At 63.7% G+C, this 26844-nt stretch carries 22 protein-coding genes and 2 pseudogenes; all 24 read right to left on the bottom strand.

The genetic code is table 11. From position 1 onward, the window contains the following. Positions 1–181: transposase (locus NKJ91_RS20215; RefSeq protein ID WP_352456974.1), on the bottom strand; the 181-nt coding region annotated here is incomplete at its 3' end. A 384-nt stretch (positions 182–565) separates the two neighbouring features. Beyond that, a complete protein-coding gene (locus NKJ91_RS20220; RefSeq protein WP_352456975.1) occupies positions 566–1588 on the bottom strand; it encodes an IS110 family RNA-guided transposase in 1023 nt (340 codons plus the stop codon). A 372-nt stretch (positions 1589–1960) separates the two neighbouring features. Further along, entirely contained in the window at positions 1961–2848 is an 888-nt protein-coding gene (locus NKJ91_RS20225; RefSeq protein WP_352456976.1) for a universal stress protein, read from the bottom strand. Between the two features lie 108 nt (positions 2849–2956). After that, positions 2957–3742, bottom strand: coding sequence for a response regulator transcription factor (locus NKJ91_RS20230; RefSeq protein ID WP_352456977.1), 786 nt, complete (start codon positions 3740–3742; stop codon positions 2957–2959). Positions 3743–3769: 27 nt separating this feature from the next. Continuing rightward, positions 3770–4249, bottom strand: coding sequence for a NifX-associated nitrogen fixation protein (locus NKJ91_RS20235; RefSeq protein WP_352456978.1), 480 nt, complete (start codon positions 4247–4249; stop codon positions 3770–3772). 17 nt (positions 4250–4266) lie between these two features. Next, positions 4267–4764 (bottom strand): nitrogen fixation protein NifX, encoded by a 498-nt coding sequence (gene nifX, locus NKJ91_RS20240; RefSeq protein ID WP_352456979.1) that lies wholly within the window; start codon positions 4762–4764, stop codon positions 4267–4269. Beyond that, a complete protein-coding gene (gene nifN / locus NKJ91_RS20245) occupies positions 4730–6112 on the bottom strand; it encodes a nitrogenase iron-molybdenum cofactor biosynthesis protein NifN (protein WP_352456980.1) in 1383 nt (460 codons plus the stop codon). The genes nifX and nifN overlap by 35 nt, the downstream gene beginning before the upstream one ends. A 7-nt stretch (positions 6113–6119) precedes the next feature. Continuing rightward, positions 6120–7610 carry a nitrogenase iron-molybdenum cofactor biosynthesis protein NifE gene (gene nifE / locus NKJ91_RS20250; protein WP_352456981.1) on the bottom strand — a complete coding sequence of 497 codons (1491 nt, stop codon included), beginning with the start codon at positions 7608–7610 and terminating at the stop codon, positions 6120–6122. 63 nt (positions 7611–7673) lie between these two features. Then, a complete protein-coding gene (nifK, locus tag NKJ91_RS20255) occupies positions 7674–9215 on the bottom strand; it encodes a nitrogenase molybdenum-iron protein subunit beta (protein ID WP_352456982.1) in 1542 nt (513 codons plus the stop codon). A 126-nt stretch (positions 9216–9341) separates the two neighbouring features. Further along, positions 9342–10844 carry a nitrogenase molybdenum-iron protein alpha chain gene (nifD, locus tag NKJ91_RS20260; protein ID WP_352456983.1) on the bottom strand — a complete coding sequence of 501 codons (1503 nt, stop codon included), beginning with the start codon at positions 10842–10844 and terminating at the stop codon, positions 9342–9344. Between the two features lie 98 nt (positions 10845–10942). Next, the gene (gene nifH, locus NKJ91_RS20265) at positions 10943–11836 is read right to left on the bottom strand and encodes a nitrogenase iron protein (RefSeq protein WP_352456984.1); all 894 of its coding nucleotides are present in this window, start codon (positions 11834–11836) and stop codon (positions 10943–10945) included. Positions 11837–12322: 486 nt separating this feature from the next. Continuing rightward, a pseudogene (locus NKJ91_RS20270) lies at positions 12323–13572 on the bottom strand (type II toxin-antitoxin system HipA family toxin). Next, complete coding sequence (locus NKJ91_RS20275) at positions 13547–13873, bottom strand: helix-turn-helix domain-containing protein (RefSeq protein WP_352456985.1); 327 nt, start codon at positions 13871–13873, stop codon at positions 13547–13549. Before NKJ91_RS20275 ends, NKJ91_RS20270 begins: the two are co-directional and overlap by 26 nt. A gap of 239 nt (positions 13874–14112) precedes the next feature. Beyond that, entirely contained in the window at positions 14113–14316 is a 204-nt protein-coding gene (locus NKJ91_RS20280) for a helix-turn-helix domain-containing protein (RefSeq protein ID WP_352456986.1), read from the bottom strand. A 247-nt stretch (positions 14317–14563) separates the two neighbouring features. Beyond that, positions 14564–15476 (bottom strand): annotated as a pseudogene (locus NKJ91_RS20285) (hypothetical protein); the annotation flags it as partial. A 418-nt stretch (positions 15477–15894) separates the two neighbouring features. Further along, a complete protein-coding gene (gene fni, locus NKJ91_RS20290) occupies positions 15895–16959 on the bottom strand; it encodes a type 2 isopentenyl-diphosphate Delta-isomerase (protein WP_502903617.1) in 1065 nt (354 codons plus the stop codon). 70 nt (positions 16960–17029) lie between these two features. After that, the gene (locus NKJ91_RS20295) at positions 17030–17932 is read right to left on the bottom strand and encodes a terpene synthase family protein (RefSeq protein WP_352456988.1); all 903 of its coding nucleotides are present in this window, start codon (positions 17930–17932) and stop codon (positions 17030–17032) included. After that, the gene (locus NKJ91_RS20300) at positions 17929–19479 is read right to left on the bottom strand and encodes a hypothetical protein (RefSeq protein WP_352456989.1); all 1551 of its coding nucleotides are present in this window, start codon (positions 19477–19479) and stop codon (positions 17929–17931) included. The genes NKJ91_RS20295 and NKJ91_RS20300 overlap by 4 nt, the downstream gene beginning before the upstream one ends. 148 nt (positions 19480–19627) lie before the next feature. Continuing rightward, positions 19628–20620 (bottom strand): polyprenyl synthetase family protein, encoded by a 993-nt coding sequence (locus NKJ91_RS20305; protein WP_352457040.1) that lies wholly within the window; start codon positions 20618–20620, stop codon positions 19628–19630. A gap of 148 nt (positions 20621–20768) precedes the next feature. Then, entirely contained in the window at positions 20769–22112 is a 1344-nt protein-coding gene (locus NKJ91_RS20310) for a cytochrome P450 (protein ID WP_352456990.1), read from the bottom strand. Then, on the bottom strand, positions 22112–22954 hold the full coding sequence (locus NKJ91_RS20315) for an SDR family oxidoreductase (RefSeq protein WP_352456991.1): 843 nt from the start codon (positions 22952–22954) through the stop codon (positions 22112–22114). Before NKJ91_RS20315 ends, NKJ91_RS20310 begins: the two co-directional genes overlap by 1 nt. Beyond that, a complete protein-coding gene (locus NKJ91_RS20320; protein WP_352456992.1) occupies positions 22941–23246 on the bottom strand; it encodes a ferredoxin in 306 nt (101 codons plus the stop codon). Before NKJ91_RS20320 ends, NKJ91_RS20315 begins: the two co-directional genes overlap by 14 nt. Before the next feature lies 1 nt (position 23247). Next, positions 23248–24537: a cytochrome P450 gene (locus NKJ91_RS20325; protein ID WP_352456993.1), complete on the bottom strand. Its 1290-nt coding sequence runs from the start codon at positions 24535–24537 to the stop codon at positions 23248–23250. Positions 24538–24630: 93 nt separating this feature from the next. Beyond that, on the bottom strand, positions 24631–25833 hold the full coding sequence (locus NKJ91_RS20330; RefSeq protein WP_352456995.1) for a cytochrome P450: 1203 nt from the start codon (positions 25831–25833) through the stop codon (positions 24631–24633). Positions 25834–26844: the final 1011 nt, after the last annotated feature.

The raw sequence follows: 26844 nt of genomic DNA on the forward strand, positions 1-26844 counted from the left end.
CGGACCGGTAACTCGTCCGCTCCGCCGTCCGCTCGCCTTTCTCGGCCCCGATCGCCTCCGTCATCTCGGCTTCAAGAACCTCCTGCACGACACTCTGCAATGCCTGGCGAAAGCCGTCCTCATCCGACAACAGCAACGCTTTCAACTCGCCTCTGCTCAGTCTAACGTCTCGATTGGTCATGGCACTTCCCCTTCCACGGGAATCGGTGATCGCAACGTCACCACCGTGCCATGGCCGCTCGCCGCTCAGAGCAAGCGCCGTTTTCTCTCCAAAACTTTTTGCAGAACCTTCAGCACATCTGTGGACGCCCCCGTGAGCGCAAGAAGGATCTTCGAAAAGGCAGTATAGCGGCGCGTAGTCGGGTGCTGACATCTGTCCGGCCTCTGATGCGGCCTTCCATTTGCCGCCGGCCCGTATGGGAGTTCGCCGATCGGATCCATATCACTACCGCGCGCTCGAGGCGCTCTGTGCTGAACTGGTTTTTCCGATCCGTCTCTCATCGACTGTCGCGCCATACCTCTCCGTGTGACCTTCCTACACCTGCGACGACCTCAGACCGAGCTGCTATGCTGCCACGGCCGGAGCCCTGTAGGTCCCACCTCTTGCCATGAGCGCCCAGACGATGCGGGCCATCTTGTTGGCAAGAGCGACGACCACAAGCATTGGCGGCTTGCGGGCGAGCATGCGCCCAAGCCACGATTCTTCACGAATGCCTCGCCGACGAGCATGACGCACGACAGGGCTCGCTCCGATGATAAGCAGGCGACGCAAAGTACGCTCGCCCATCTTCGATGTTGCACCGAGCTTCTGTTTACCGCCGGTTGAGCGTTGCAGCGGCGTCAGGCCCAGCCAAGCGGCGAAGTCGCGCCCCTTTCGGAAGATTGCGGCGCAAGGCGCCAGTGCAACCAGAGCCGTTGCCGTTATCGGACCAACGCCGGGGATTGTTGCCAACCGCCGCACGTCTTCATCCTCTCGGGCACGCCGTGCAATCTCGGCATCGAGCAGCTTGATCCTTTCCTCCAGCGATCTCAGCGTATCGACCAGCATGGTGAGGGCCAGGCGGGCTGCTTTTGGCAGATCGCCCTCAGGATCCTCTACCTTTTCCATCAGCTTGGCGGTGTGAGAAGGGCCCTGGGCAACGACCAGTCCATATTCTGCGAGATGGCCGCGCAAGGCGTTGATCGTCTGGGTGCGCTGCCGCACCAGCAGATCACGAGCCCGGAATACGGCCGCACTCGCCTGCTCCTCCTCACTCTTCACGGCGACAAAGCGCATGGTCGGCCGCTGCGCGGCCTCGCAGATCGCCTCGGCATCGGCGGCGTCGTTCTTCTGCCGCTTCACGAAAGGCTTCACATAGGATGGCGGGATCAGACGAACGGCGTGCCCGAGCTTGCCGATCTCGCGCGCCCAGTGATGCGCCCCAGAACAGGCCTCCATGGCGACCAAGCAGGCCGGCTGCCCAGCGAGAAACGCAAGCACCTTGTCGCGTCGCAGTTGCTTGCGGAAAACAATGGCGCCCGCCGCATCGGCTCCATGCGCCTGAAACACATTCTTCGCTAGGTCCAATCCGATCGTGTTAACTTCCATTGTGGACGCTCCCTCTCTTACGGTGGCTGTCAAACACCACCATTCTGGCACATCGATGCCGTCGAGGGGGCGTCCACCCCATCACTATCGTGATAGCGCGCATACGATGCCGCCACGGGTCCGAACTCGGTCGCGCTGAACGATACCTCTGCCCGGCCGTTGGTCTCAGCATCACGGACCAACCTCGGGCGAGCAGAACCACCCCGCGCGCGCGTTAGAGGCGTGCGCGTATGTTCTCGGCCGGCGCGTGCAGATTGGCTCCGAGAAGCTTCGCGAACCTTGCACGTTTGCCGCGATCTTTCCCCGACTTGGCATCAGGATAGTGACCCAGTGAGTAGAGCCTCGAACAGCATCGGTGCTACTTCAAACCCGTCAGCGAGCCAAAAACAGCGGCAATGGCGGCTTGCCAATTATCCATCTTGTCACGCCACCGAAGAGCCGCTCGCGCAGCCGGCGGCTGCCATAGGCACCCATGACAATCATGTTGGCAGACGTGTCGATTGCGTGCTGCGCGAGCACCGTGGCCACCGGTTTGCCGGCGCTCGGCAGCCGGTCAACCAACACCCGAGCACCGTGCCGAGTGAGATAGGCAGCGATGTCGGCTCCTGGCTCGGCGCCGTTTCCGGTGCAGGTCGCCTCCGGATCGACTAGTGCGACACGAACTTCCTCAGCACCGGCTAGCAGATCCAGCGCTTCCCGAACCGAACGGGACGCCTCGGCTCGCGAATCCCAGCCAACCAGCACGCGCCGTGGCGACAGAGTCGCCTCAGCGCCCTCCGGCACGACAAGCACCGGCTTTCCGGTATCGAACAGGCTGCCGTTGATAACAAGGGGTCCGAGGTTAATGTCGTTGAGAAGTGCGGGGCCGACGATTGTCAGGTCGTTGCAGATCGCCCGCCGTCGCACCGCGTCACCGACGCTGGCCTGATCGCAGTTGGCAATATCGACATCATAGCACCGCCACGTGGCTCTCAGCAGTTTGTGAATTTCCCTGGATGTTTTTTCCAGACTGGCTATGTCCTGTGAAAATCTCTCAATCTGCCTAAACCGTTTGTCCAGTCTGGCGATGGCCTGTGCGCGTTGTCCAGGCCACTCGGGGATGCCATCGCCGAGCAGCGGAGACGGCATAATGAGCGGCGGAGGCGACATCACCAGTACGGAAAGGTACGCGCCGACCTCGGCACACAAGCCGGCAGCTGTTCTGACGTCCTGATCGGAGTGGTAGGCTCCCGTCACACTGAGTACGCTTTTGAAGGCCATCTGACTGCTTCTTTTTAGAGTATGTCGTACCTGTAGGCGCGTTTCGAAGCCGCAAGATTTGCCCTCGGCCCGACGGAGATGGGGGGTGGCACTACATCCGTTCGCTATTCAGCCGTCCGGCCACTCGAGCGAGTAGCCGGCCGACCTGACGGTACGAATGACGCTGGAGGGGGAGGCCGCCTTCAGCGCCCTTCTGAGCCGGCTGATATGGACATCCACGGTGCGTACACCGACATGGATATTGGCCGGCCAGGCCGCGCTGATCAGCTCGTCTCTGGTGAAGACCTTGCCGGGAGTCTCAAGCAAAAGCCGCAGCAGGTTGAACTCGATCGGCCCAAGGTGTACTTCGTGGCCATTACCCCGAACCCGGTGGGCATCGAGCCTTATCTCAAGGTCGCCACAGGAGATCCAGCCGCCGTTTTCAATCCCGTTCGAACCCGGCTTTGGCAGCGCCAGCTTCATTCGTAGACAGTCAAGCAGCTTGGCCGGCGCGAAGGGCCGCACAAAGCTCTCGTCAATACCAGCCTTCAAGAGATCGAGGTGCTGGTTCTCGGCGCCGGGCGCGATCAGCGCAATTACGGGCAGGCCGCCGGTCCGGGGCTCCCCCTTGAACCGGGCGCAGATTGTGGAGCCTGTCGCGCTTGCCGGCCCGCAGTCCAGCACTACCGCGTGGAGCTCCCGTTCATCGGCCAATGCAAGTGCTTCCTTCACGCCGCCTGCCGGCTCACTCGTGAAGCCGTCCACTCCCAGAATGTGGCTGAGGAACAGATACAACTCAGCATCTTGCGAACAGATCAGGACCAGTGGCTTCATCAGCGCTACCCCAAGAACCACATCGGCCTCGACCGCCTCGATTGAGAGGGCTGGCCATCGCATGTCCTCAAGGCCTGACATGATCCCCTTGATCGAAAATCGGTTCCATCACTCCCGCGCCACCTCGGGATGAGCCTCAATGGCTGCGGTCGCATCGCCGGCCAGTTTGGTACCGGCCGCGGCGAGTTTCCAGAACGTCTCGAAGCCGAACCGGTGGACGTCGCGAAGGGTCTTCGACAGAACGACCAACCGCCCGGCTGTGAGAAGCACGCGCCCGAAGCCCTCATGGCTCATCTCCATCATCGGCGATGCCATCAGGCCGGAGCGCTCCTCGATCGCAAGCCCGACGGCGGTGTAAAACATCTCGAGCCTCCACAGCACGTCCGGATCGGGATCGCCGATGATCGGGATCGCACGGCGCTGTTCCCTGGTGATGATGAAGTCGCCCAGCAGCTCGGCGTCCGATTTGCCTTCCCAAGACCCGTGAGAATCATGAGCCCGGACCAGCCGCACGAGACATTTGACGAACGGGGTGGCAAGGGCCGCCTCGTCTTCGGCGACAGCAGGGCTAACCACGGCGTCAGACATTTCGCCCACTCCTCATTTCAGTCCTCGTCCTCGAAGGACGGTTTCTGTTCGGCGACACCTGCCTGCGCCAGCACCTTGCGCAGCCAAGGGGGAGGACACGTCCTGAGCATCATCTGCGTGCGCAACAGCACCTCTTGGATGCTTTGGGGGTGCGGCACTTTGATCGGATGAATTTTTGCCGAAACAACCTTGGCTGCCGAAGGCCCCCCGATAGCCAGACAAAACAGGAGATGACAGCCTTTCAGCGCCTCCACCTTCGGGGTGATGCGGTCGTCGCCCTCAGTCCGGTGCTTCCCGCTCTCGTCGGAAACGTCATCGAAGGCCACGGCTTCCACGAGATTCCACTCCTCGCGCGTCACGTCGTAGACAGCAAAGCACCTGGCCGACCCGAAATGGGCGTTGAGGTTCTTCATGTCCTGCGTGGCGATCGCCACGCGCAATGCGCCGGCTTGGCGTTCCGGCGTCGGTGCGTGAACCTCGTCAGTGACGAGCGAGAGGCGACGAACGGAGCTCATCTGGCATTTCTCGCTTACGGAGTGGATCAAGCGCCTCAGGCGTGGGCGCGTGCCGGTTGGCTTCAGAAATGTTGGCAACCTCGAAGATCAGGTCGCGGGTCCCCTGGTAGAGGATTGTGAGCTTGTGCTGGCTGCCGAGCCGGTCGAAGATCGGGAAGCCGACCCGCATGAGCGGAATGCCGAGGCGCTGCGCCGCCTGGCGGCCGTGGGAATGAGTGACGAGAAGATCAGCGCCGGCGCCAAGAGCTTCCAAATCACCGAGATCGCCGATTTGAACCGACTGCGCCGGTACTTCCTCCAAAATTTTCGACATGTCGGTCGTGGTGACCGCCGCCGCGATTTCGGAGCCCATGCCGGTGAAGAAGCTCGCGAGTTGGTAGAGTTGGTCTGGTTCAGCAGCGATCGCAATTTTCTTGCCTCCAAAGTGGAAATGTCCGTCGAGCAACGCGTCCTGCAACTGCGCCCGGCGACGGCGCACCCGAGCCGGCGCCGCCGCGCCCGAAACCGCGGACAGCAGCGAGACGAACCGGTCGGCGTCCTTCAATCCAGTCAGCGACCGGAACAGCACGTAAGGCACGCCTGTCAACCTCTGGAGCAGCTCGGCCGGGGGGCGCATATGCTCACCGATGACGATGCATTGCTCGGCCGTGCCAAGCTCGCGGATATCCTCGACACTGGTGCCGCCATAGGTGGTGGTGACCCAGCGGTCGGGCACCGTACCGTCGAGCGAGCCGGAGACGTCCGGCAGAATCACGGGCTTCAGTCCAAAGCTTTGAACCATCTCACGCAAATGCTCGATATCAGCCACAGTGAGGTTCCAGCCAGGCAGGATCACGATCTTCTTCGACTGCCGCGCCTGCTCGCCTGGCCGCGTAATCCGTTCGATCATCGCGGTGACAGCCTTGGCCCAGCCCTCTTCGATCGCGCCGTCGAAATCCGGTGTGTTGGCTAACACCACCTCCGTACCCGCGAGTTCTTCCGAGCGCTTCAGCCTGATATTGGCGATATCTCCTGCGCAGTCTTCGCCCCGGGTTTCCACCAGCGCCGTCGTGCAGACCCCGATCAGCGTTGGCTTTGTGCGGGCCTTGAGGTTGAGGATCGCCTCTTCCAGATGGTCTGCCCCGCCGAGGATCGTCGCCACCTCGTCCATCGCCGTTGTCTGCAAGGGAATGGCTTCCTTGAAATGCCGCACGAAGAGCACGAGCGCGAAGCTGGTGCACCCCTGGCTGCCGTGGAACAACGGCATCGCGCCGTCGACCCCAAGGAAGGCGAGGGCGGCACCCAACGGCTGCGATGACTTGAGCGGATTGACCGCCGCGGCTTTGGTCTGGGGAAGGATGCGGACCATGGCCTCCTCAACACTCGCCGAGTTCGTCGGCCATCGTGCCGGCGAATTTCTTGAAAGCCTGGACAGTCGCGGTCTCGCTCTTTGTGCGCGGCAGTTCCTCCCTCACCGCAGGCTGGCAATCCCATGGTGCCGGCTCCCGCACCTGGCGCCAGATCGGGTTATGAATGGCGAGGTCGATCTGGCGTACGAGTTCCACCATGCCGTCATAGCCGGCGTAAGGCTGTTGGCGCTCCTGATTGATATCGAACCAGGGTGTCTTGGCCTTCAGCGCGATGAACTGCGTGCGCCCGCCCGACAGCATGATATCGGCCTTGTGTTCTGAGAGCATGGCGTAAAGCTCGCGCGGCGCCATCTGCTCGAACATGTGGTTGTCGTCCTTGAGGATCTGCTTGATGCGCTCCTTGTCTTCGATGGTCGACTTCTTGACAGAGGTGCCGACGATCTCGATGCCGATCTCCATCAGCGCATGGACGACCGACCAGGACTTCACACCGCCGGTGTTGAGCAGCACGCGCTTGCCTTCGAGCCTCGGCCGGTAGGCCGCGAGCTTCTTCCAAGCGATCGCCTCCTCTTCTGCAATCAATGCCTCGGTGCGGCCGAGGATCTCCGGATCGGCACCCTTCTTCACGAGCAGCTGAGAGATCTGTCGGAGCGCTTCCGAGGTGTCGGTGATGCCGTAGAAGGAGCCCTCGAAAAACGGGATGTCCCAGCGCTGCTCCATCTTGCGGGCGAGATTGATGAGCGCGGTCGAGCACACCATCATAGCCGCCTGGGCGCGGTGCGCGCAGGCAATGTCGAAGTAACGCGCGTCGCCCGGAATGCAGGCGCGTACCCGGATGCCGAGCCGATCCAGCAGCGGCTTCACCAGCCAAAATTCGCCCGAGAGGTTGAACTCGCCAAGGACATTGATGTCGTAAGGGCCGGCATCGTCGGGCTCCACCGTGCCGATGACATGATCAAGCAGCGCCTCGCCGGCAAGCTTGTTGCCGAGATTTTTGGAGCCGACGAAGCCCGGCGCATTGACCGGCACCACCGGAAGGCCGAACTTTTCCGCCGCGCGCTTGCAGACGGCCTCGATGTCGTCGCCGATCAGCGCCGTCACGCAGGTCGGATAGACGAAGATAGCCGGCGGCCCATACGCTTCCTTGATCTCGCGGATCGCTTTGAAGAGCTTCCGCTCGCCCCGCCCCATCACCACGTCGAGTTCGGTGAGATCGGTCGTGAAGCTCGTGCGCCACAGCGTTGGCCCGGACGAAGCCGCACCGCGGTTGTCCCAGGAATTGCCCTCGCAGGCGAGCGGCGCATGGATCAGGTGCGCGACGTCGGTGATCGGCTGCAGCACGATCTTGGCGCCATCGAAGGCACAGCCGCCGGCAGCCGCCCCCGGGGTCAGCGGCTTCGAACAGCCCTCTTTGCGCGACTTGGCATCCCTGCCGCGGTTCTTCTCGCAGGCAGGCTCGTTGAAGACATCTTGGATTTTGGCTCTGAGCGAGGACATTGCGTCGGTCTCCAAAGTCCCTCGGGAAGACGACCGGCCTCACCGAGGAGCCGGCCGGCACCCTTAGCGGGTGAGGTCATACGAATAGTCCGTCACGCCCGTCTCGCTTGTCTCGCGATCGAGCTTGTCGAAGATCTTGTCGAGGATCGTCGTCAGGACGCGCAACCCGCCTTGGTAGCCCATGAGCGCAAACCGATGGTGATGGTGGCGGTCGAAGATCGGAAACGTCAGCCGGATCAGCGGCGTGCCGGTGTCGCGCTCCAGATACTTGCCATAGGAGTTGCCGATCAGCAGGTCCACCGGCTCGGTGAAGAGCAGCGAGCGCATCGCCCAGAGGTCCTTGCCCGCCCAGACTTGAGCATCCTTGCCGAAGGGCGATGATGCAAGCAGTTCCTTCAACTCCGCTTCCCATGCCGAGGTGCCGTTGGTGGCGAGGCAATGGGTCGGCTCGCCGCCCGTCTCCAGGATGAAGCGGGCCACGGCGTAGACAAAGTCCGGATCGCCGTAGATGGCGTATTTCTTACCGTGCAGCCAGGTTTGGCTGTCCGCCATGGCGTCAACAAGTCGGCCGCGCTCCAGGCGGATTGCCTCGGGGATTTGCTTGCCGGAAATCGCGGAGACCTCCATCAGGAAGTCGTCGGTCGCCTGGACTCCGAGCGGATAATGAAACGAGGCCGTCGCCTGCCCTAGCCCCTCGCAATACTCCAGTGTTTTTCGGGTGTTGTAATGCTGTAGCGAAAGTGTCGCCTCGGCGTTGAGTGCTTTCCTCACGTCTTCGATCTTCGTGCCGCCGTCGTACATGCGGTATTCGCCGTCCGACGGCGTGTCGAACTGGTCAGAGGCGTCTTGGATGAAGGTATATGACACGCCCAGCAGATCGAGCAGGCGCTTGAGTTCCCGGTTGTTGCCCACGCAAAAGCCGTCGAAACCCGGAATGATGTTGATGGTTCCCTCGGCTTCCGTTCGCTCCTCGCCTTTCCAGAAGTGCTCCAAAATGCCCTTGACCGTAACGTCGTAGCCGTCGACATGGCTGCCGACGAAGGCTGGCGTGTGGGCGAAGGGCACGTCGAAGTCGCGCGGGACGGAGCCTTCGTCCTTGGCGTTCTCGATGAAGCTGTGCAGGTCGTCGCCTATGACCTCCGCCATACAAGTGGTCGAGACGGCGATCATCTTCGGGTCGTAGAGTTGGTAAGTGTTGGCGAGCCCGTCGACCATGTTCTTCAGGCCGCCGAACACTGCCGCATCCTCGGTCATCGAGGAGGAAACCGCCGAAGCAGGCTCCTTGAAATGGCGCGACAGGTGCGAGCGGTAATAGGCCACGCAGCCCTGGCTGCCGTGGACGAAGGACATGGTTCGCTCGAAGCCCGCGGCCGCGAACACCGCGCCGAGCGGCTGGCAGGCCTTGGCGGGGTTCACGACAAGCGCTTCGCGAGCAAGGTTCTTTTCGCGGTATTCCCACGTCTTGGTGAATTCGCCTTGGTCGGTAACGACCTGGTCCGGGTGCGGACATTCGAAATTCAGCCTCTTCTCGGCGAGCATCTGCCTGTATTCCGGCTCGCGGAACAGGGGGGCGTGGTCGAGAACTTTTTCAGCCGACTGCGGCATGGGTGGTACCTCTTTTCCATCTGGCCCGCCATACGGCGGCACAGGGACGTCGAAACGTTTCAGGTCTCCCGCGGACAAAGAGCCACAGGCGTTCAACGGCCTCCCGGCTTCCGGGAGGCCAAGTTTTCACTCGGCTGCGATCGCCGCGGACGGCTCGGCTTTTTTCTTCCAGGGAGCGTCGTAGAGGCCCCAGACCGGGTTGTTGATGGCCAGATCCATGTCGCGGGCGAAGATGGCGAAGCCGTCGTAGCCGTGATACGGGCCGGAATAATCCCAGGAATGCATTTGACGGAACGGTATGCCCATCTTCTGGACCGGGTACTTTTCTTTGATGCCGGAGCCAACGAGATCAGGACGGATCCCCTCAATGAACTTCTCCAGCTCGTAACCAGTCACGTCGTCATAGATCAGCGTGCCCTTCTTCACGTAATGGCCGGTGCGCTGATAGTCGTCGTTATGGCCAAATTCATAGCCAGTGCCGACGATCACCATGCCCAGATCCTCATATGCCGTTACGACGTGACGGGGGCGCAGCCCGCCGACATAGAGCATCACCGTCCTGCCTTCGAGGCGCGGCCGATACTTGGCGATGACGGCATCGACCAGCGGCCGGTATTTGGCGATGACCGCCTCGGCCTTGGCCTCGATTTCCGGCCCGAAATGCTTGGCTATCTTGCGCAGAGAGGCTTCGGTCTGGGAGGGGCCGAAGAAATTATACTCCATCCAGTCGATGCCATACTTTTCCTCCATGTGCCGGCAGATGTAGTTCATCGACCTGTAGCAATGGATGAGATTGAGCTTGGCCTTCGGCGCGCGCTCTATTTCGGCCAGCGTAGCGTCGCCCGACCAGTTGCCAACCACGCGCAGGCCCATCTCCTCGAGCAGGATGCGCGAAGCCCAGGCGTCGCCGCCGATATTGTAGTCGCCGATCACATTGACATCGTACGGGCCGGCCTCGAACTCGACGTTGTTCTTCTCGAAGACCCAGTCGCGGATCGCATCGTTGGCGATGTGGTGGCCGAGGGATTGCGAGACGCCGCGGAAGCCCTCGCAGCGCACCGGCACGATCGTCTTTTCGTGCTCCTTGGCCTTGTTGCGGGACACCGCTTCGGTGTCGTCGCCAATCAGGCCGATCGGACATTCGGATTGCACGCTCATGCCCTTGTTCAGCGGAAACAGTTCCTCGATCTCGTCGATGATCCGTTCCAGCTTCTTGTCGCCGCCGAAAACAATGTCCTTCTCCTGGAAATCGGAGGTGAACTGCATCGTGACGAACGTGTCGATGCCGGTCGTGCCGACGTAGTAGTTGCGGCGTTGCGACCAGGAATATTGCCCGCAGCCGACCGGGCCGTGCGAGATATGGACCATATCCTTGACTGGACCCCACACCACGCCTTTCGAGCCGGCATAGGCGCAACCGCGAATCGTCATCACTCCGGGGATGGACTTGATGTTCGATTTTACCTCGCATTCGGAAAGGACCTCGCTTTCCTCGCCAGCCTCGTCGCCGCTCTTTGCGACGCTGAGGTGCTTTTTGCGGCGCTTCGCCGCCTTGTCAGGATATTGCGACAGCACCTCCTCGATAAGCTTCGCATGGAGGGCGCCGTCATTCTCGTATTCCAGGCTCATGGGACCCCTTTCAAGGTTCAGGGTGACGCCTCACCAACGAGGCGCCGTTCTTTGAAAGGCGCGCCAGGTCAAGGCCGCGCCTCGTTCGGCAGCGGTCGTTACTGTGCGGCCGCCTTGGCCGCTTCCTTGACCTGAAGCTCGGCAAGCATCTGCTCGTCAGTCTTCATGATGCCGAAGTCGAGCAGCATTTCCTCGAGCTCCTCCATGGTGATCGGGGTGGGGATGGTGCCCTGGCCCGAATTGGCATGGATCTTCTCGGCCAGCGCCCGGTATTCCCCGGCCTGCTTGGAGTCCGGCGCATATTGAATGACAGACATCTTCCTGAGTTCGGCGTGCTGGACGATGTTGTCGCGCGGCACGAAGTGGATAAGCTTGGAATTGAGCCTGGAAGCCAGCGCTTCGGCGAGGTCGAGCTCGCGATCGGTTTGGCGCTCGTTGCAGATCAGGCCGCCGAGCCGCACGCCGCCCGAATGGGCGTATTTCAGGATGCCTTTGGCGATGTTGTTGGCGGCATAGAGCGCCATCATCTCGCCGGACATGACGATATAGATTTCCTGGGCCTTGTTCTCGCGGATCGGCATCGCGAAACCGCCGCACACCACATCCCCGAGCACGTCGTAGGAGACATAGTCGACATCGTCGTAGGCACCGTTCTCCTCGAGGAAGTTGATCGAGGTGATCACGCCACGGCCGGCGCAGCCGACACCCGGCTCAGGGCCGCCCGACTCCACGCATTTGATGCCTTTGTAGCCGACCTTGAGCACGTCCGCGAGTTCCAGATCTTCCACCGAACCTTCCTCTGCGGCGAGGTGCAGGACCGTATCCTGCGCCTTCGCGTTCAGGATCAGGCGGGTGGAGTCGGCTTTGGGGTCGCAGCCGACGATGAGGATTCTCTGCCCGAGGTCGACAAGGGCGGCGAGCGTATTTTGGGAGGTGGTGGACTTGCCGATGCCGCCCTTGCCGTAAAAGGCGATCTGACGCAAACCTGACATGTAGCTTTCCTTCCTTCGTTCCATTCATCGCGGCTGCCGCGACATGAATGCCGGTCGGGCAGCTGTCGCCGCCTCGCACTCAAGGATCTCAAGACTCGTGCCAATCTGGCTGATCGAACCGAAGAATAATTTCATGGTTGCTTTTCAGGGATTTAGCTTCGGCCAAAGAAAGGATCGTCGGAATAAGCCGTGTAGCGGACCCGACAATGGCGACACAAAGCGTCGGATAGCGATCCTCAGTCACCGCATTCGTTCGAACCGCATCATTGTGTTGAGGTGGGCGAACAGCATCTCGACCCTCTAGCGTTAATTGCGGGATGCTGCGAACTCTTCTGTTCCGGCGAGCTGACGTGCTTGGTCTCGCGTGTGCTCATCGACGCTGCGCGGAATCTTGCGCGCCACGCTGGCATACCATCGATCCACGGCCATCCATCCGGGGCCACGGTCGGATAATTCCGCCATATCACCAACCCAAGGGGACTCGGCTCACTTGTCGGCGCAGGAGTTCAGTATCGGCGTCATCGCCTTCACATGTTCGTCGATCCGCTCGAGCACTTTCGCTGCGACAACGTCGCGCTCAGGTAGATGCCACCAGTGCTCGTTGACGAGTTCGACCGTCTCGACCACTGCCTTCAGGACTGCCGGCTCCGGAAGCCTTGCACGGTTCGCAAATGCTTTCCATCGCGGTGCTGCTAGCGCCTTGAACGAGCGCTCCCCTCCAAGCGAAAGCGCCATGGCGCCGGCGGGAATATATGGCACGGTCGACAGGACGTCGTAGATGGTGCAAGCACCGGCTTGTCGCCGTTACCGGGATAAATCAAAGACCAGTTCTTCAGGTGCATGTCGCCATTGCCGGTGATGACCGTCAGCACCAGGCGGCGGACGAATTCGAGAGCCGCCCTAGGCGAGACGGCCACGCCAATGGCCAAGGCTATGTCGTGATAAGCGGCCCCCTCATATTTGCGCGAGGGATAAACACCGAAGACCTGAGCGAAATCCTCGATGTGTATCCTCTCGCCATCGGCGCCGCGATCGAAGCGTTTGACGAGAATGACCTTGCCCTCCGACAGCGTGTTGAATTCTTCGGGAACGCCCTCAAAATCGGACTTCTCGACCAGTTCGCATTCAGGAACCTCCATGCCGATTGCTGCAGCCAGCGCCAGGTTGGCGAATTCGTTCTCGGAAACGCCCGGAAACGCCGTCGGAGGGAACTTGGCGATGTACCGGCCCTGCTCGTCGTCCATCGGCAAGGTAAGGCCACCGCCTTTTCCAGTGTTCTTCATGACCGACAGCTTCATCTGCACGCCGGCAAGTGAGAACCGTGCCTTGGGCTTATCCTTTTCCTGCGAAACCGCTATCGCGCCGTCACTGGGCAACGCCCGTACGGCTCCCGGCAGATCGGCGCCCAGCACCGCTAAAAGATCGAAATCATTGCCTGGCCGCACATTGCCTTCGTGGTGCTTTTCCATCGCCTGGCGCAATTTCTCCTCCGGCAGGAGGTTCGCGAAGAAAGAGGGCAAGGCGCCCGCCAGAGGCTTCGGATCTTTCCGCAATCCTCCCGTCGCTGCCCGGAACGACAGGCTGAAAACCGGAAAGCCGCCCGTCGCGCGGTAGGCCTCATCGAAGTTGAATGCATTGAAATCGCCCGGCGTCCTAACGATTGTGCCGATCTTCAGTGCGTTCAAGAGCACGTCCAGCGACGGGATCGTCTTAGGTGCGCGAAAGACTGGAGCCATGATCGTCATCGTCAGGTTGAGAAACAAAGGCGGGTCGATCGTCATCATCATGCGGACGCAATAGAGCCTGGACAGCCGGCACCATGACTTGCGGAACCAGCATCATTTCCAGACCGAGCGCGCGAGCGATATTCATGAGCGTCGTCGCACGCGCCGCTGCGGCTCCCTTTTCGATGTCGCGATAGCGGGGACGGGATATACCCGCCAAATCAGCGGCCTGCTGCTGCGTCATGGCAGCGGCCAGCCTCGCCTGCTTGAAGAGCCCACCGATTTCGCGCAGAATTTCCGATTCAGAGTCCATCATGATCCCTATACGAACTATTCCAATGCGCGATGATACGTAAAGGTGTCTTATCCAGCGAGCAAGTAAAGATAATGATATGCAAAGAGATCATCCTTCATTCGAGGATCTCCCTGCCTCTAGCGCCGCGCGGCGAACGGCGTTACGTCGAGAACAGCTGCTATGCCACCGCCCACCGGCGTTTCTACCGAATGGGCCCGGTGCGTACGTCGCTGCGAAAACGGCCAACTGAAAGACATTCAGCGAACTGCTATTTTGACCTCGGCGCCGATGCGCCCGACGGTGGCCCTATGAACGCGAAAGAGACGGGCGATTTCAGCTGCCGGACGGCCTTCATTTAACATGTCGATGATTTCGGAGCGCTGATCGGGCGTTAGTTTCGGACGGCGTCCACCCTTTCGCCCGCGTTCGCGGGCTGCCTGTAACCGGGGCTCCGGGGGCATTTCTAAAAAAATACCCGCTAAGGGAATTCGAAATTGTTTGGACTGCAGCGGTTAGCGCGGATCGGCCTGAAGCGTTCGAGGGGTCGGTCAATTTCGTTCCGGAGATAGTCTCGGGTGGGTGCGATATGAGCCCAAGAAAGCGGTGCGACCTGGGAGAGCAACTCGGCGGGAATATCGATGCCATGGCCGCGGACATAATCGACAGCGCGGCTGAGATGACGGTAAGCGTGTAGGCTATTGGAGGCCCGTTCAGTGCTGGCCGTCGGAAAGGCGCCCGCAGCCGGTTGCGAAGTTCGCCTTTGATCTCCGCCGCCCGGACCTGCACGAGCATATGCGCACGGTGAAGCGCAGCGCATCTGCCGCTTCTTGACCATACGTTTCCCGACGACTGAGTTCACCGCCGACTCAGCGAGAGTGGTGGCGACGCGAAGCCCCGGCCCGGTAGCGCTTTCCATAGTTGACGATCGCGCTGCGGTTCGAACGGACATAGGTCAGGAACTGCGCTCCGAGGCTGTGAAGCCGTGCGATCGAGAACCGCCTTCCTTCAGTCTTACTAGAAGTTGCTCCAGCTCGCGGATCGCACCACCGACCCGCCCATGCCACAGACGCCACTTCACGGCTCTGATGTCCCTGTCGACGGTTGGAAGCGCTTCAAAATGGTACGCTTGCGCATGGTCGCATGCGTCTCAGTCGGTTCAGTGGGCAGGAAATCGGCCAACACCTTCGCCGCCTGCCCGTAGGGCAGCATGCTTCCTAGCCGCGCCGTCAGTTCCATCAGCTCCGGTGTCGCTCGATCGGGACAAATTTCCTTCAGCGGCGCGAAGGCACCGACCATCCCTGGATGGCATTCCCGGCACAGCATCATCGGGGATTAAGCTCAACGGCGCCGAAGACGGTTCGGATCCGGCGTGTCGTGTAGTCCTTGACCTGTCGGAACGTATGGCAATCCGGGCAAACCCGGCGAAGAAGGCATACGTCTCCGCCTCATGATTCACGACCGCGTTTCTTTGCAGCGCTGCCATGATCTTCTTGCTATCGCCGATCGACAAGCGATGTCGCCGTGGAACAGGCTCTCCCAGCTTGTCTATTCGGACCTCCTTCCGGCATGTGTCGCCAAATTCGTTCCGGCCCTCGATCGTAACCGTCCATTCCACCGCCATCGCTTTGTCTCAAAACGACGCTGATGGACTGCTCGAGCCTAACAAGCCGTGTTTGACCCCAGAGAAGTCACCGGTCTCCTCACGAGCGACCGCGCATGACTCGGGTTCAATGTGGATCGCTACTCCTTCATTGCAATGGATTTGCACCATTTATTCCTTGCCGGCCTCCCGGCGCACCTTGTTCCGACCCCTTCAGGGGCTCAGCTCGGTCGGCGTGACCGATCACCCCGGTCAAGGCGTCGACATAGGCGTCGAATGCGGCTTCACTCTCGGCTGTCCGGTCGGGCATGGCGGGGCGATTTCCTGATCACGAAGCAGCACCCTCACAAATCCCCGACCAGCGCGAATCCCCCCGCATCCGCGACTTTCTGACTCAGTAAGACGAGCCGCCCGCCGCCACGTGCGGGCGAGGCTGGCATCAACCGGCGGGCAGATGCGCCGAGGGCAGCAAGCGCGCCTGACGCAACGCCGCCAGATCAGCCGAGCCGGTGCAGAAGCAGGCGACGGCCAACTGGCGGATGACGATCTCGAAATGCGCGACAACCGCCTCGGTGGATACCGTAGCCGGGCGCAGCACGCCGGCCGCCTGCCCGGCGATGTCCGCGCCCAGGCGGATGGCCTTGGCCACGTCGACGCCGTCGCGGATCCCGCCCGACGCGATCAGCTTCACCGTTGGCAGCGCCCGACGTACGGCCTGCACGCTGGCCGGGGTCGGAATCCCCCAATCGGCGAACGCCATCGCCACTGCACGGTCGGCGGCATCGCGGGCGCGCTCGCCCTCCACCGCTGCCCAACTGGTGCCGCCGGCGCCGGCGACATCGATCACCGCCACGCCCGCCTCGACGAGCGCACAGGCCACCGAGGCGGACAGGCCCGACCCCACTTCCTTGGCCACGATCGGCACGCCCACGCTGCGCGCGGCGCGAGCGATCTGCGCCAGGACGCCGCGCCAGTCGCGGTCGCCCTGCGGCTGTACCGCTTCCTGCAGCGGATTGAGATGGACGATGAGGCCATTGGCCTCCAGCGCATCCACCGCCCGGCGCGCCAGGTCCAGGCCGTCGGCCTCGCACAGTTGCGCGGCGCCGATATTGGCCAGCAAGGGAATGTCTGGGGCCAGGCGGCGCAGCGCGCGCGTCAGCCCCTGGGAGTTGCGGGATTGCAGGCTCACGCGCTGCGAACCGACGCACATGGCGATCCCCAAGGCTTGCGCTGCCTCGCTCAGATGCCGGTTGATGGCCTCGGCGCGTGGCATGCCGCCGGTCATGGAGCTGATCAGCAGCGGCGCGCGCATGGTCTTGCCCAGCAGCGAGGCGCGCAGGTCGATCTGCGTCAGATCCAACTCGGGCAATGCGCAGTGTTCGAAACGGATGTACTCCCAGCCGGCGGCGACCGTGGCCGACGCCGTTCGCCGATCCAGCACGATGTCCAGATGGTCGTCCTTGCGCCGGCTCAGGGCGGTGTCGCTCATGCTCGCTCCATCCATCGCATCGGGCGGCGGCGTTGCGTCGGATCGGACCGACGGCAGCGCGCGCACGCCGCCGCCTCCCGTGCGTTCAGGCCGGCGCACGCTGGCCTCCCCCCGCAGCGTCGCTGCGGTAGCGGCTGGTCGAGGTCTGGTAGTACTGCGCGCGGATGGCCGCCATGGCCTCGATCAACGGTCCCCACGGCGCGGGAAAGCGTTCTTCCGCCATCACCCGGTGCAGCATGCGCGTATGGCCGGCCAGCTCGTCGTTGAGGAACTCCACCACAGGCATAGCCGGATAGCGCTGCAGCAGCAGGGTCGCCGCGTTGTCGACCTCGCCGGCCGACCTATCCTTTTCGCGTCCATGCAGATCGTTCTGCAGGCGCCCTATCGCGGAGATGAGCCGCAGAACCTGGCGGAACGCCGGACGCGCGCGCAAGGTCGCCATGTCCAGCCCCCACAGCAACGACAGGCAACAGAACACGTTCGTGTAGGCGATCGAATCGATGCCGTTGTGCAGGTACTCGGCGTAGGACCAGCGTCCCGCTCCTGCCGCCTGCGCGTGTCCGGCGCGCAGCGCCGCGCAGTAGCACCGGGTGTCGTCGAGAAGCTGAGCATAGTCGCGACGATCGTAGGCGAGCGCGGCCAGCGAAGCGCGCAGCACAGTGCAACCCTCGAATCCGGGGAGCGCGCACGGCACGCCCTGCCCCAGCGCCTGCTCCACCGCGGCGAGCTGCTCCGGCGCGATCAGGCCAAGGTCATTGCAATCGTCGAGCCAGAACAGCAGCGCCAATTCGCGATAGAACGCCACGATCAGCGTTTCGTCCCGCGGATCGCGGCCGGTGCGGGCGTGGGTGTCGCGCAGGCTCGGGTGGATGCGCTGCAGGATGTACTGGCCGCCCCTGACCGCTTCCACGGCATGCTCGTCGGCGAACCCGGTCAGGGAACGCCCCCACTCCAGCACCTGCTGCAGCGCGCGTTCGGTCTGGATCATGGCGCCGCCCCTGCTCCCTCGGCCAGGACGCGCCGCCCCCAACGAAGCGCCAGCCACAACCCGGCGAGTTCGGCCACGCGCACCACCCGGGTGGGGCAATACAGTTCCTTGCCGATCCACAGCGGCGTCTGCGGCAATGCATGCGCCGCGTGGCGGGCGAGCATCCACTTCAGCGCACGCGCCACCGCCTGCGCGATGCGCCGGCGCCCTGTCGGCTCTTCGCTCCCATCCATCACGTGCAACGCGAACAGCGCATAGGCGGTTTCCTCGAATGTCGACGCGCGACCGGCGCCCCAGCCGCCGTCGTCGCGCTGCGCCCGCAGCAGCGCCGCCAGCGCGCGCTCGTCGCGCCACTGGGACTTGCCTTGCGCCAGCGCAGCGACCGCATGCGCGGTGGGATACAGCCACGAAACGTGCCATTTTTCGTTGTCCCATAGACCGTCCGGGTTGCGATTGGCCTCGACGTAGACGCTGGTGCCGGCCGCGGGCTTTCCCAACATCCGCAACGCATGCAGGGCATGGATGTTGGTCGACACCGAGGCATTGCGCTCGCCGGGGAAGGTGACGAACAGCTCGCCGATTTCGAAATGGCGCAACGCATCGACCGATGGGTCGCGGCCTGCAAGGCGCAGGACGCATAACGCAACGGCGGTGTCGTCCGCATCGGCCGCGAAGTGCAAGGCCGGGCCCAGACCGCGCTCGCCCAGGCGCGCGTCGAGCTGCGCGACGATCACTAGCACCGCCTCCGCGAGCGCGGGATGCGCGAACAGACCGGCCAGATGCAGGGTGTACAGCGACCAGCATGGCTCGAATACATTGATCGGCCAGACGTTGGGAAAGACACCTTCGGTGCCGCTGCGCGTCGCCCGCGATGCCGCCTGCAGATACGCGTCGGCGCGCCCGACCTGCGGCGTGCTCCCCTGTGTCACGGCGTGCGCACGCCACGCGGCGGTGGCCGCCGGACTGATGCCGATGCTGCCGTCGTCATCTGGGCATGCGGTGGTCGGCGACGTCCCCCAGGCTTCCCAAGAGTGCAGCAACGGATGGCCGCTCGGCAACGTCGCCACCGCCCCCAGCTTGACCAGGCACGCTTGCCGCAACGGCAACAGCGCCGGGTGGCGCGGAAACGCCACGCCGCCCAGCAAGGATGCGGCCTCGCCGCACAACTGCGGCAGGATCAGCTCCGCGCCGATCGACGCGTCTTCCGGCACCGCATGCGCGTAGGGATCGGGCTGGCGCTCGAGGAACCGGGTTGCAGCCTGGACTGCGTCGGCAGCGCCGGGAAGCGGATCGGCACGCTGCAATGCCAGCAACGCCGCCCACGTGGGCGCATGGCGGAACAGCGGGAAGTCCGCACTTCCCCATCCGCCATCGGCCTGTTGCTGCGCGATGAGCCACGCGTATGCGTCCTGCCGACCGGAGACGTTGCCGTGGAACTGCAGAGCTCGCGCCGTGTCGTAGACGGACGGACCGACGCTGCCGCCGTCGCTCATCTCGCTCAGCAGGTGGCGCAATTCGGAAAGGATCTGTTCGGACAGCGCGTTCACGCGGGATGTTCCTTCTGCAGAGCGCTAACGACAACCAGGATCGGGCAACCGCTGCGATCGGCGCCGCGGACTCGGACAATGACCAGCATGCACCGCCCGCCGGCCGATCGCAGCAGCACAGGGGGCGAGTCCATGTGGACGGGCGTGCTCATGCGCATGGCGCGGACAGATACACGTTGGCCCGCTGCAGCATCTGCGCCAACCGTTCCGCACGCGGCCCCAGCGGGACGATGGCCTCCCCGGCGTCGCGCAACAAATCCAGCGCGAACTGGCGCGCTGCCTGCAGCCCCATGATCGACGCGCAGGTCGGCTTCTGCGCCGCCGCGTCCTTGCCGGGGGTCTTGCCCAGCGTCGCGGTATCCGCTGTCGCGTCGAGAATGTCGTCGACCACCTGCAACGCCAGCCCGAAACAGGCGGTGTAGCGATCGAGCGCACAGTACAGCCCAGCGTGCGCGGCATCCTCCGCGATGGCGCATAGCGCGCCCATGCGAACGGACGCGCGCACTAGTGCTCCGCTCTTCATCCGGTGCATCGCCACGATCCTGTCCAGCTCGGCGTGCTTTCCGACCAGCGACAGATCCATGGCCTGCCCGCCTGCGGCACCCTCGGCGGACACCGCCTGCGCCAGTTCGCGCACGAGCGCGATTCGGTTGTCGCCCGGCGCATCCAGGCTCGCCAGGGTCAGGAAGGCGTGCGCCTGCAGCGCATCGCCGACCAGGATCGCAGTGGCTTCGCCGAACTTTACGTGCACGGTCGGAAGGCCGCGGCGAAGCACGTCGTCGTCCATCGCGGGCAGGTCGTCGTGAACCAGGGTACAGGCGTGCATCATCTCGATGGCGGCGCCGACGTCATCGAGCATGTGCGCCGGCGTGTCGGCCAGTGCGCCGGCAGCCAGACAGAGCAAGGCGCGGGTGCGCTTCCCGCCATGCAAGGTGGCGTAGCGCATCGCCGCCATCAGCTCGGTCTCACCGTCGTCTTCGGCGCAGAGAAGACGCGCCAGCGCCTGTTCCACCCGCTTTGCGCCGTCCTGCATCCATGTCTCCGGCAGCAGCCTGCCGGATGCGCCGCGCGCCTGCGCGCCCAATCCGCCGAGCGCGGAAACGCCAGTTCGGTCGTCGTGTAGCGTGGAACCGGTCTGCATGTTTTTCATGTCCTTGTACCTGACATGGCCACGGCGAGCGCCAAGCCGCCGCGGTGTTGCCGGCGTCGCACCGAGCGCGCGCCCGAGTGCAGCAATGCCGCGCGTCGCCGGCGCCGCTGCCTCGCCACACGGGGCATGCGATGCCAACTCATGAGAAGCCTATGCGGATTGCCATGGACGGATGTGCGGTCGGGTAATAGCGCCGGGCTTTTTCGACGCCGCTCAGTAACCGCGGCCGCACCCCGGCCTTGTGCATGGTCAGCGCCAAGACGATGCAGAACTGCACCATTTCCAGCCATACCAGGTGGTAGCCGATGCAGACGTGTGGGCCGGTACCGAACTGCAGCATGTCCACCGGCCGGATCGGCTCCGTGCGTTGCAGCCACCGCGCCAGGCGGAACTGATCAGGCGCCTCGTGCAGCAGCGCCGAGGTCGAGAAATGCAGCAGCGGGATGCACAGATGGGTGCCCGCGGGAATGCGCCGTTGGCCGAGTTGCAATTCCTGCAGGGCGCGACGCGGCAGGAGCGTGGTCGCCGGATGCAGGCGCAGCGTCTCGCGGAACAGCGCCTCGGCGACCGGACACTCCGCCAGGTCCGCGTGCCGGGTCGGCACCGCGCCCACGCGTTGCGCCTCCTCGACCAGGGCGTCCCACAGCACAGGCTGCCGCGCCAGTTCGATCACCATCCAGGCCATCGTCGAGGCAGTGGTGTCGTGACCGGCAAGCAGCAGCAAGCGGATATTGGCGACCAAGACGTCATCGGAAAGCGCATCGTCGCTGCGGTCGAAGGCGCTCACCATGTCGTTGATGAACCCGGTGCGCGCGGCATGCGCGCGCGCGTCGTGGACGAACTGGCGCAACTGCGCGTCGATCCAGTCGCGGGCGGCGCGGCCTCGCCGCAAGGGCAGTCCGGGCAGGTCGACCGGGGGCGCGACGATCAACTGCAGCAGTTGCCGGTATTTGCGATGCCATCCCGGCAGGTCCTGCGCGGGGATTCCCATGAGGCTGAAGATGAGCTTGAGCATCAGGTCGCCGGTTTCGCGCAGGATCGTTACCTCGCCGCGGGCGCGCCACGCCTGCACCCGCGCCTGGATGACGGGCGCGAACAGGTCGCCGATCCCGGCCTGGGTCAGCCCCTTGGGCAAGAACGCTGCCTTGATGGCATCGCGCGCCTGCCGGTGCGCGCCGCCGTCCAGGGCAACCAACGTTCCGCCAAGCAATTCGGGCGCGATCTCTTCGATCAGCGCCGAGGACACGTCCTTGTGCTTGAGCAGTGAGAATGCGTCCGGATCCACACAGGTCATCAGATGTCCGGCAGGGCCGAAATCCAGCCAGAAGTGGCTGCCCAGCGTCCGTTCTGCGCGCTGCAGCAGGCGCGGCAGGTCGCAGACAATGGCGGGAAGATGCCCGACCAGGGGGAAAGCGCCAGGCATGACCGGGATGTCGCATCGCAGCCGGTGCCGACGGTTGAGGGGGTTGAGTAGTATGTCCATCAGCAGCGCGCCGCCGCCGCCGATTCGGTGTCGCCGGCAGGGCGCGCGGCGCAGCTGTTGCCTCCGTCGGCGTATGTCGGCACATGCGCCAGCATGCCGCCATCGATGCACACGACCTGGCCGGTGATGAACGCAGCATCGTCGGAGAGCAGGAACGCCACGAGCGCGGCCACGTCCTCGGGACGGCCGACGCGCGGCAGGAGCTGGTGCCGGCGCAGATGCCGTTGCATGCACTCGTCCAGCTTGCCAAGGAGACGCTCGGTCATGATAAGACCCGGCGCAACCGCGTTGCAGCGGATCTGCGAGTGACCGTACTGGGTGGCGAGCGAGGCCGACAGCATGTTCATCGCCGCCTTCGAGGCGGCGTAGGACGTCTGCGCGGTATCACCGCTGAGCCCCTGACACGACGACATGTTGACGATCGCGCCACCGCCACGGGCGATCATCCGTGGGATGGCCTGCCGGCAGCAGAGCAGCGTGCCGCGCAGATTGGTCGCCATGGTCTGGTCCCAGACCGCCAGGTCCAGGTCGAGGATCGCGCGGTCGCGCGGGGTCAGATGCATGGCGCTCGCATTGTTCACCAGCAGGTCGACCCCCCCGAAGTGCCGCTCCGCCCTCTCGAACAGCGCTGCCACCGCCTTCTCATCGGCGATATCCATGGCTATGGGCAGCGCGTGGCCTGCTTCGGCCGCGGTCTGCGCGGTGCAGGCGATGGCCGCCGAGCCATCAATGTCGGCCACCACCACTCTGCCGCCCCCGCGCGCGATGGCGAGAGCGCATGCCTTGCCAATGCCGGCGCCGGCGCCGGTCACCACGGCCACTTTGCCTTCAAACCGTCCCATCGTGTCTCCTGAACTGCATTGGTCTTTCGCAGCATGCCGCTTGGCCTGCGCCGGAGAAGGCAGGGTCGGCGCTGGCGCACTCGTCATGGCCAGCGTCGCTTTCGATGACTCGAATGGCGGCGACCGGGCACTGGTTGGCCGCAAGCCGCACGGCGGCGTGCAGCGCCTGCGGGACCGTCGCCACGCACACTTCGGCCACGCCGTCCGGTTCGCGCTGGCGAAAGGTGCCCGGCAGCGTCAGCACGCACTGCCCGGTAGTTCCGCACAGATCCTGATCGACCAGAACGCGCATCTCAGCCCTCCTGCCCATGCAGCCGCACCGGCAGCGCGCGGAACGTCCTAAGGAACGCGGAGGGCTCCCGGGTCGGCTGCTCGGCCAATGCCAGCGTGGGGAAGCGCGCCTGGATCCGCGGCAGGCTCTCGGCTAACTGCACCCGGGCCAGTTGCGCACCAAGGCAGAAGTGGATGCCGTGGCCGAAGGTCAGCATGATCTTCCCGTCGATCGACATGCCAGGACTGGTGCCGTAGAACCGCACGGGATCGAAGCGGTCGGGATCGGCGAAGGCGTCCGGGTCGCGATTGCCGGCCGCGATCAGCACGCGCACGTCCGCGTTCTTCGGGATCACCACGCCGCCCAGTTCGATGTCGCGCTGGGCGATACGCGGAATGGAGCTGAACATGGCGGGCGCGTCGTAGCGCAGGGCTTCTTCGACGAATGCCTTCACCCCCACGGCATCTCCCTTCAGCCAGTGCCGCTGTTCGGGATGCGCCAGCATCGCCAGGACCGCATGGCCGATGGCCGCGGCAGTGGTGGCGAAGCCGCCCAGCAGCATGCCCCAGAGCATGCTGATCAATTCCGCATCCGACAGCATCTCGGTATCGTCGTCGTGTGCGCCGACCAGCATTGACACGATGTCGTGGCGGGAATCGGTGCGCTTGCGCTGTATGAGGTCGCCGAAGTAGGCCTGCACCCTGGCGCTGGCCGCGTCCCCCGCAGCGAGTTGGGGATCGCTGGCGTGCGGGCTCAGGCCTTCCAGAATGGCGCTGATGCCGGTGACGAGCCCGAGAATGTCGTCCCGGGGCATGCCGAACAGTTCGCCGAAAACCAGCATGGGCAAGGCCAGCGCGAATTCCCGATGCAGGTCCACCGCCTCCCCGCGCTCCAGCGAGGGCGCCATGCCGTCCAGGCGCGCTGCGACGATGCGAGCGATGGTCGGCCTCAGGTTGTCGATCTGGCCCATGGTGAAATCGCGCGAGATCAGCCGGCGCAGACGCGTATGCGTCGGTGGTTCCTTCATTGCTAGCGTGGACGCCAGCAGATTGAGTGACAGGCTGGTCGCCGCACGCGGGAAATAGCGCGCCAGTTCGCCCGGCGCCGGTCCTCGAAAAGCATCGCCCGTGGCCTTGAGCGCCCAGTAGATGTCGGCGTGGCGGCTCAACAGAAAGAGGCCCGACGCCGCGCGATGCACCGGATCGTGCTCGCGCAACCACCGCATGAACGGATACGGGTCGTGGATGCACGCTGGCGACGCCAGTTCGGCGAAGGCGTCCCGGCATGCTGCCGTGGTTTCTTGCACACTCATCTTGGTCACCTGTTGGCTGGCTGATCTGATTGGCGCGCGGCAGGCGCGCCGGCGAATTCGGAGAACATCGCGGTTCCCGGCGGTGTCCGCGCATCACCAGAGCACCGGGAACTCCTCGAACCCGCCAGTGATGATCTCCTTGCGCAACTTCAGTTCTTCGGGCGCCAAGGCCAGGCGCAGCGCGGGAAAGCGCTGGAAGATCGAACCGAACACCGCCTTCAGTTCCAGCCTGGCCAGCGCCAAGCCGATGCAGTTGTGCGGCCCGTAGGAGAACGCCAGGTGCGGGTTTTCGTCGCGTCCGATGTCGAAGATTTCCGGGTCGTCGAAATGGCGCGCATCGAACGACGTCGCCGGCAGGCCGACAAGCACCTTGCTCTCCGCAGGAATATCCACGCCCGCGATGGTCACGTCGGTCCTCGGATAGCGCATGATGCCGTCCCAGCCCGCGCCCGGCGGGTACATGCGCAGGATTTCCTCCACCGCCTTGTCCACCAGGGATGGATCGCCGACCAGGCGTTCGCGCTGTTGCGGATGGCGGAACATGGCCAGCAGGCCGAATTCGATCTGCGCGACGGTGCTCTCGTGGCCCGCCACCAGCATGCCCGTCGCCAGGCCGATCGCCTCTTCCTCGGTCGCCTTGCCCTGGTCGACCGCCGCGAGCAGATCCGTCAGCAGGTTGTCGCCAGGATCCTGGCGCTTGTCCCGCATCTTGCCGCGAATGTAGGCGCGCAGTTCTTCCCAGGCCAAGCGCGACGCGCTGCGCGGGCCGCTTTCATGCTGGTGCGTCATCACCTCGTCGGACAGCCCGGCGAAAAAGGCGTGATCCTCGTAGAGCACGCCCATCAGCGCGCTGATGACCATGGCCGGAAGTGGAAAGGAGAGGTGGCGCCGCAGGTCGGCGGGCTGGGGCTGGGCCGCCAGTGTCTCGAACAACTGCGCGGCGATCACCTCGACTTGCTGCGCGAGCAGCTTCACCCTGCGGTTGCTGAAGGCCGGCGCCACGATCGTGCGTAACCGGGCATGCTCGCCCCCCTCGTGCGAGACCAACCACCCTGGCGATCCGAGAATCACCGAATCCGGGGTGAATGTCGCCGGCGGCATTCCCGAGGGCCGGAACGCCGCGTCGGACAGCACCGCCTTGGCTTCATCGTAGCCTGTCACCCACCAGCCTTCGTGCCCGGACGGGAAGCGCACGCGGTGGATCGGACCGTTGGCGCGTTGCGCCAACATCTCGGGCGAGGGCTCGATGTGATCGACGCGCCACATCGGCAGCGTCGGCAAAGGTTGTTCGGGCATGCTGGCACTTCACTCTATAGCGATGGAAAGGGCGGAAGGTGACCGGCGGGCGCTGCGGCAGCGAATGACCTAAGGCATACAGATGACGTCCTCCGAAGGCTGGCCTGATTATCAAGATCGGCCAACGTGTACTGTCTAGGCACACCGCGCGGCGAGATGCAGAACTTTATCCTGCACCATCGATTTCAGGATAAGGTCGGTGTGGTGGGCCTTTGAGCCGCCGCTGGCCGAGATTTCCTGCGCAAGGGTCGACAAGGGCGGCGCGCTGTTGGGTAAGGGCGGTTTCGCCGAGGACCCCCCTGCCCATAGACGCTATCCGACGCGGATTTGACATTTTGCTTTTCTTTCTTCGTTCCATTCGTGTCATCCACGAAATGAAAGTCGGTCGGCGGCTCCCGGCCCGCAACGAAGGTGCTTCAAATCTCGTGCCAATTTGGCCGCAGCAGAAAAAAATTGTGGCAGCTTCTCAGCGGCTTGGCCTGAGGCCAGAGAAGAGCCAGGCGAAATAAGCCGGTGTCGCGGGCCAACAAAGGCGACGGAACAGTGTCGGACAGAACGCCTCGGGCGACCTTTAGGTCGGGCTTGCGACATTCTGGTCCAGTTTCGAACATAAGAGGGCGGCAAACAGACACGATTGGGGAATTCGATCCTCACGGCGCCGGGGCGCTTGCCCAAGAGCGCGCGCTCATGTTGCTGCGACAGGCTCGTGTTCGCGATAGCCGTGCCTGCGCACCCATGAACGCTAGCGGCACACGCTACGCAATGACTGGAGTGCCCGCCAGCCTCAGGTAGTGCATCGGCTCGGCTTCCGGTTCTTCTTTGCCCAGCCGGGGCTGAAGCACCGAATATCCGCACCATACAGCATCGTTGTTGCCTGTGTGACGAGGCGGTATAGCGCGCGCCCGATCTTCTAAGACACGCCTCCGAGAAGAAGGGGGCGGTCCAACAGCACCTCTATTTGAAATGGCACGCCGCTTGCTGCTCCTGGTTAGAGCACCATCAAATCACGAC

Origin of the sequence: Mesorhizobium sp. M0040 (assembly GCF_040323505.1) — a bacterium.
Classification (GTDB): domain Bacteria; phylum Pseudomonadota; class Alphaproteobacteria; order Rhizobiales; family Rhizobiaceae; genus Mesorhizobium.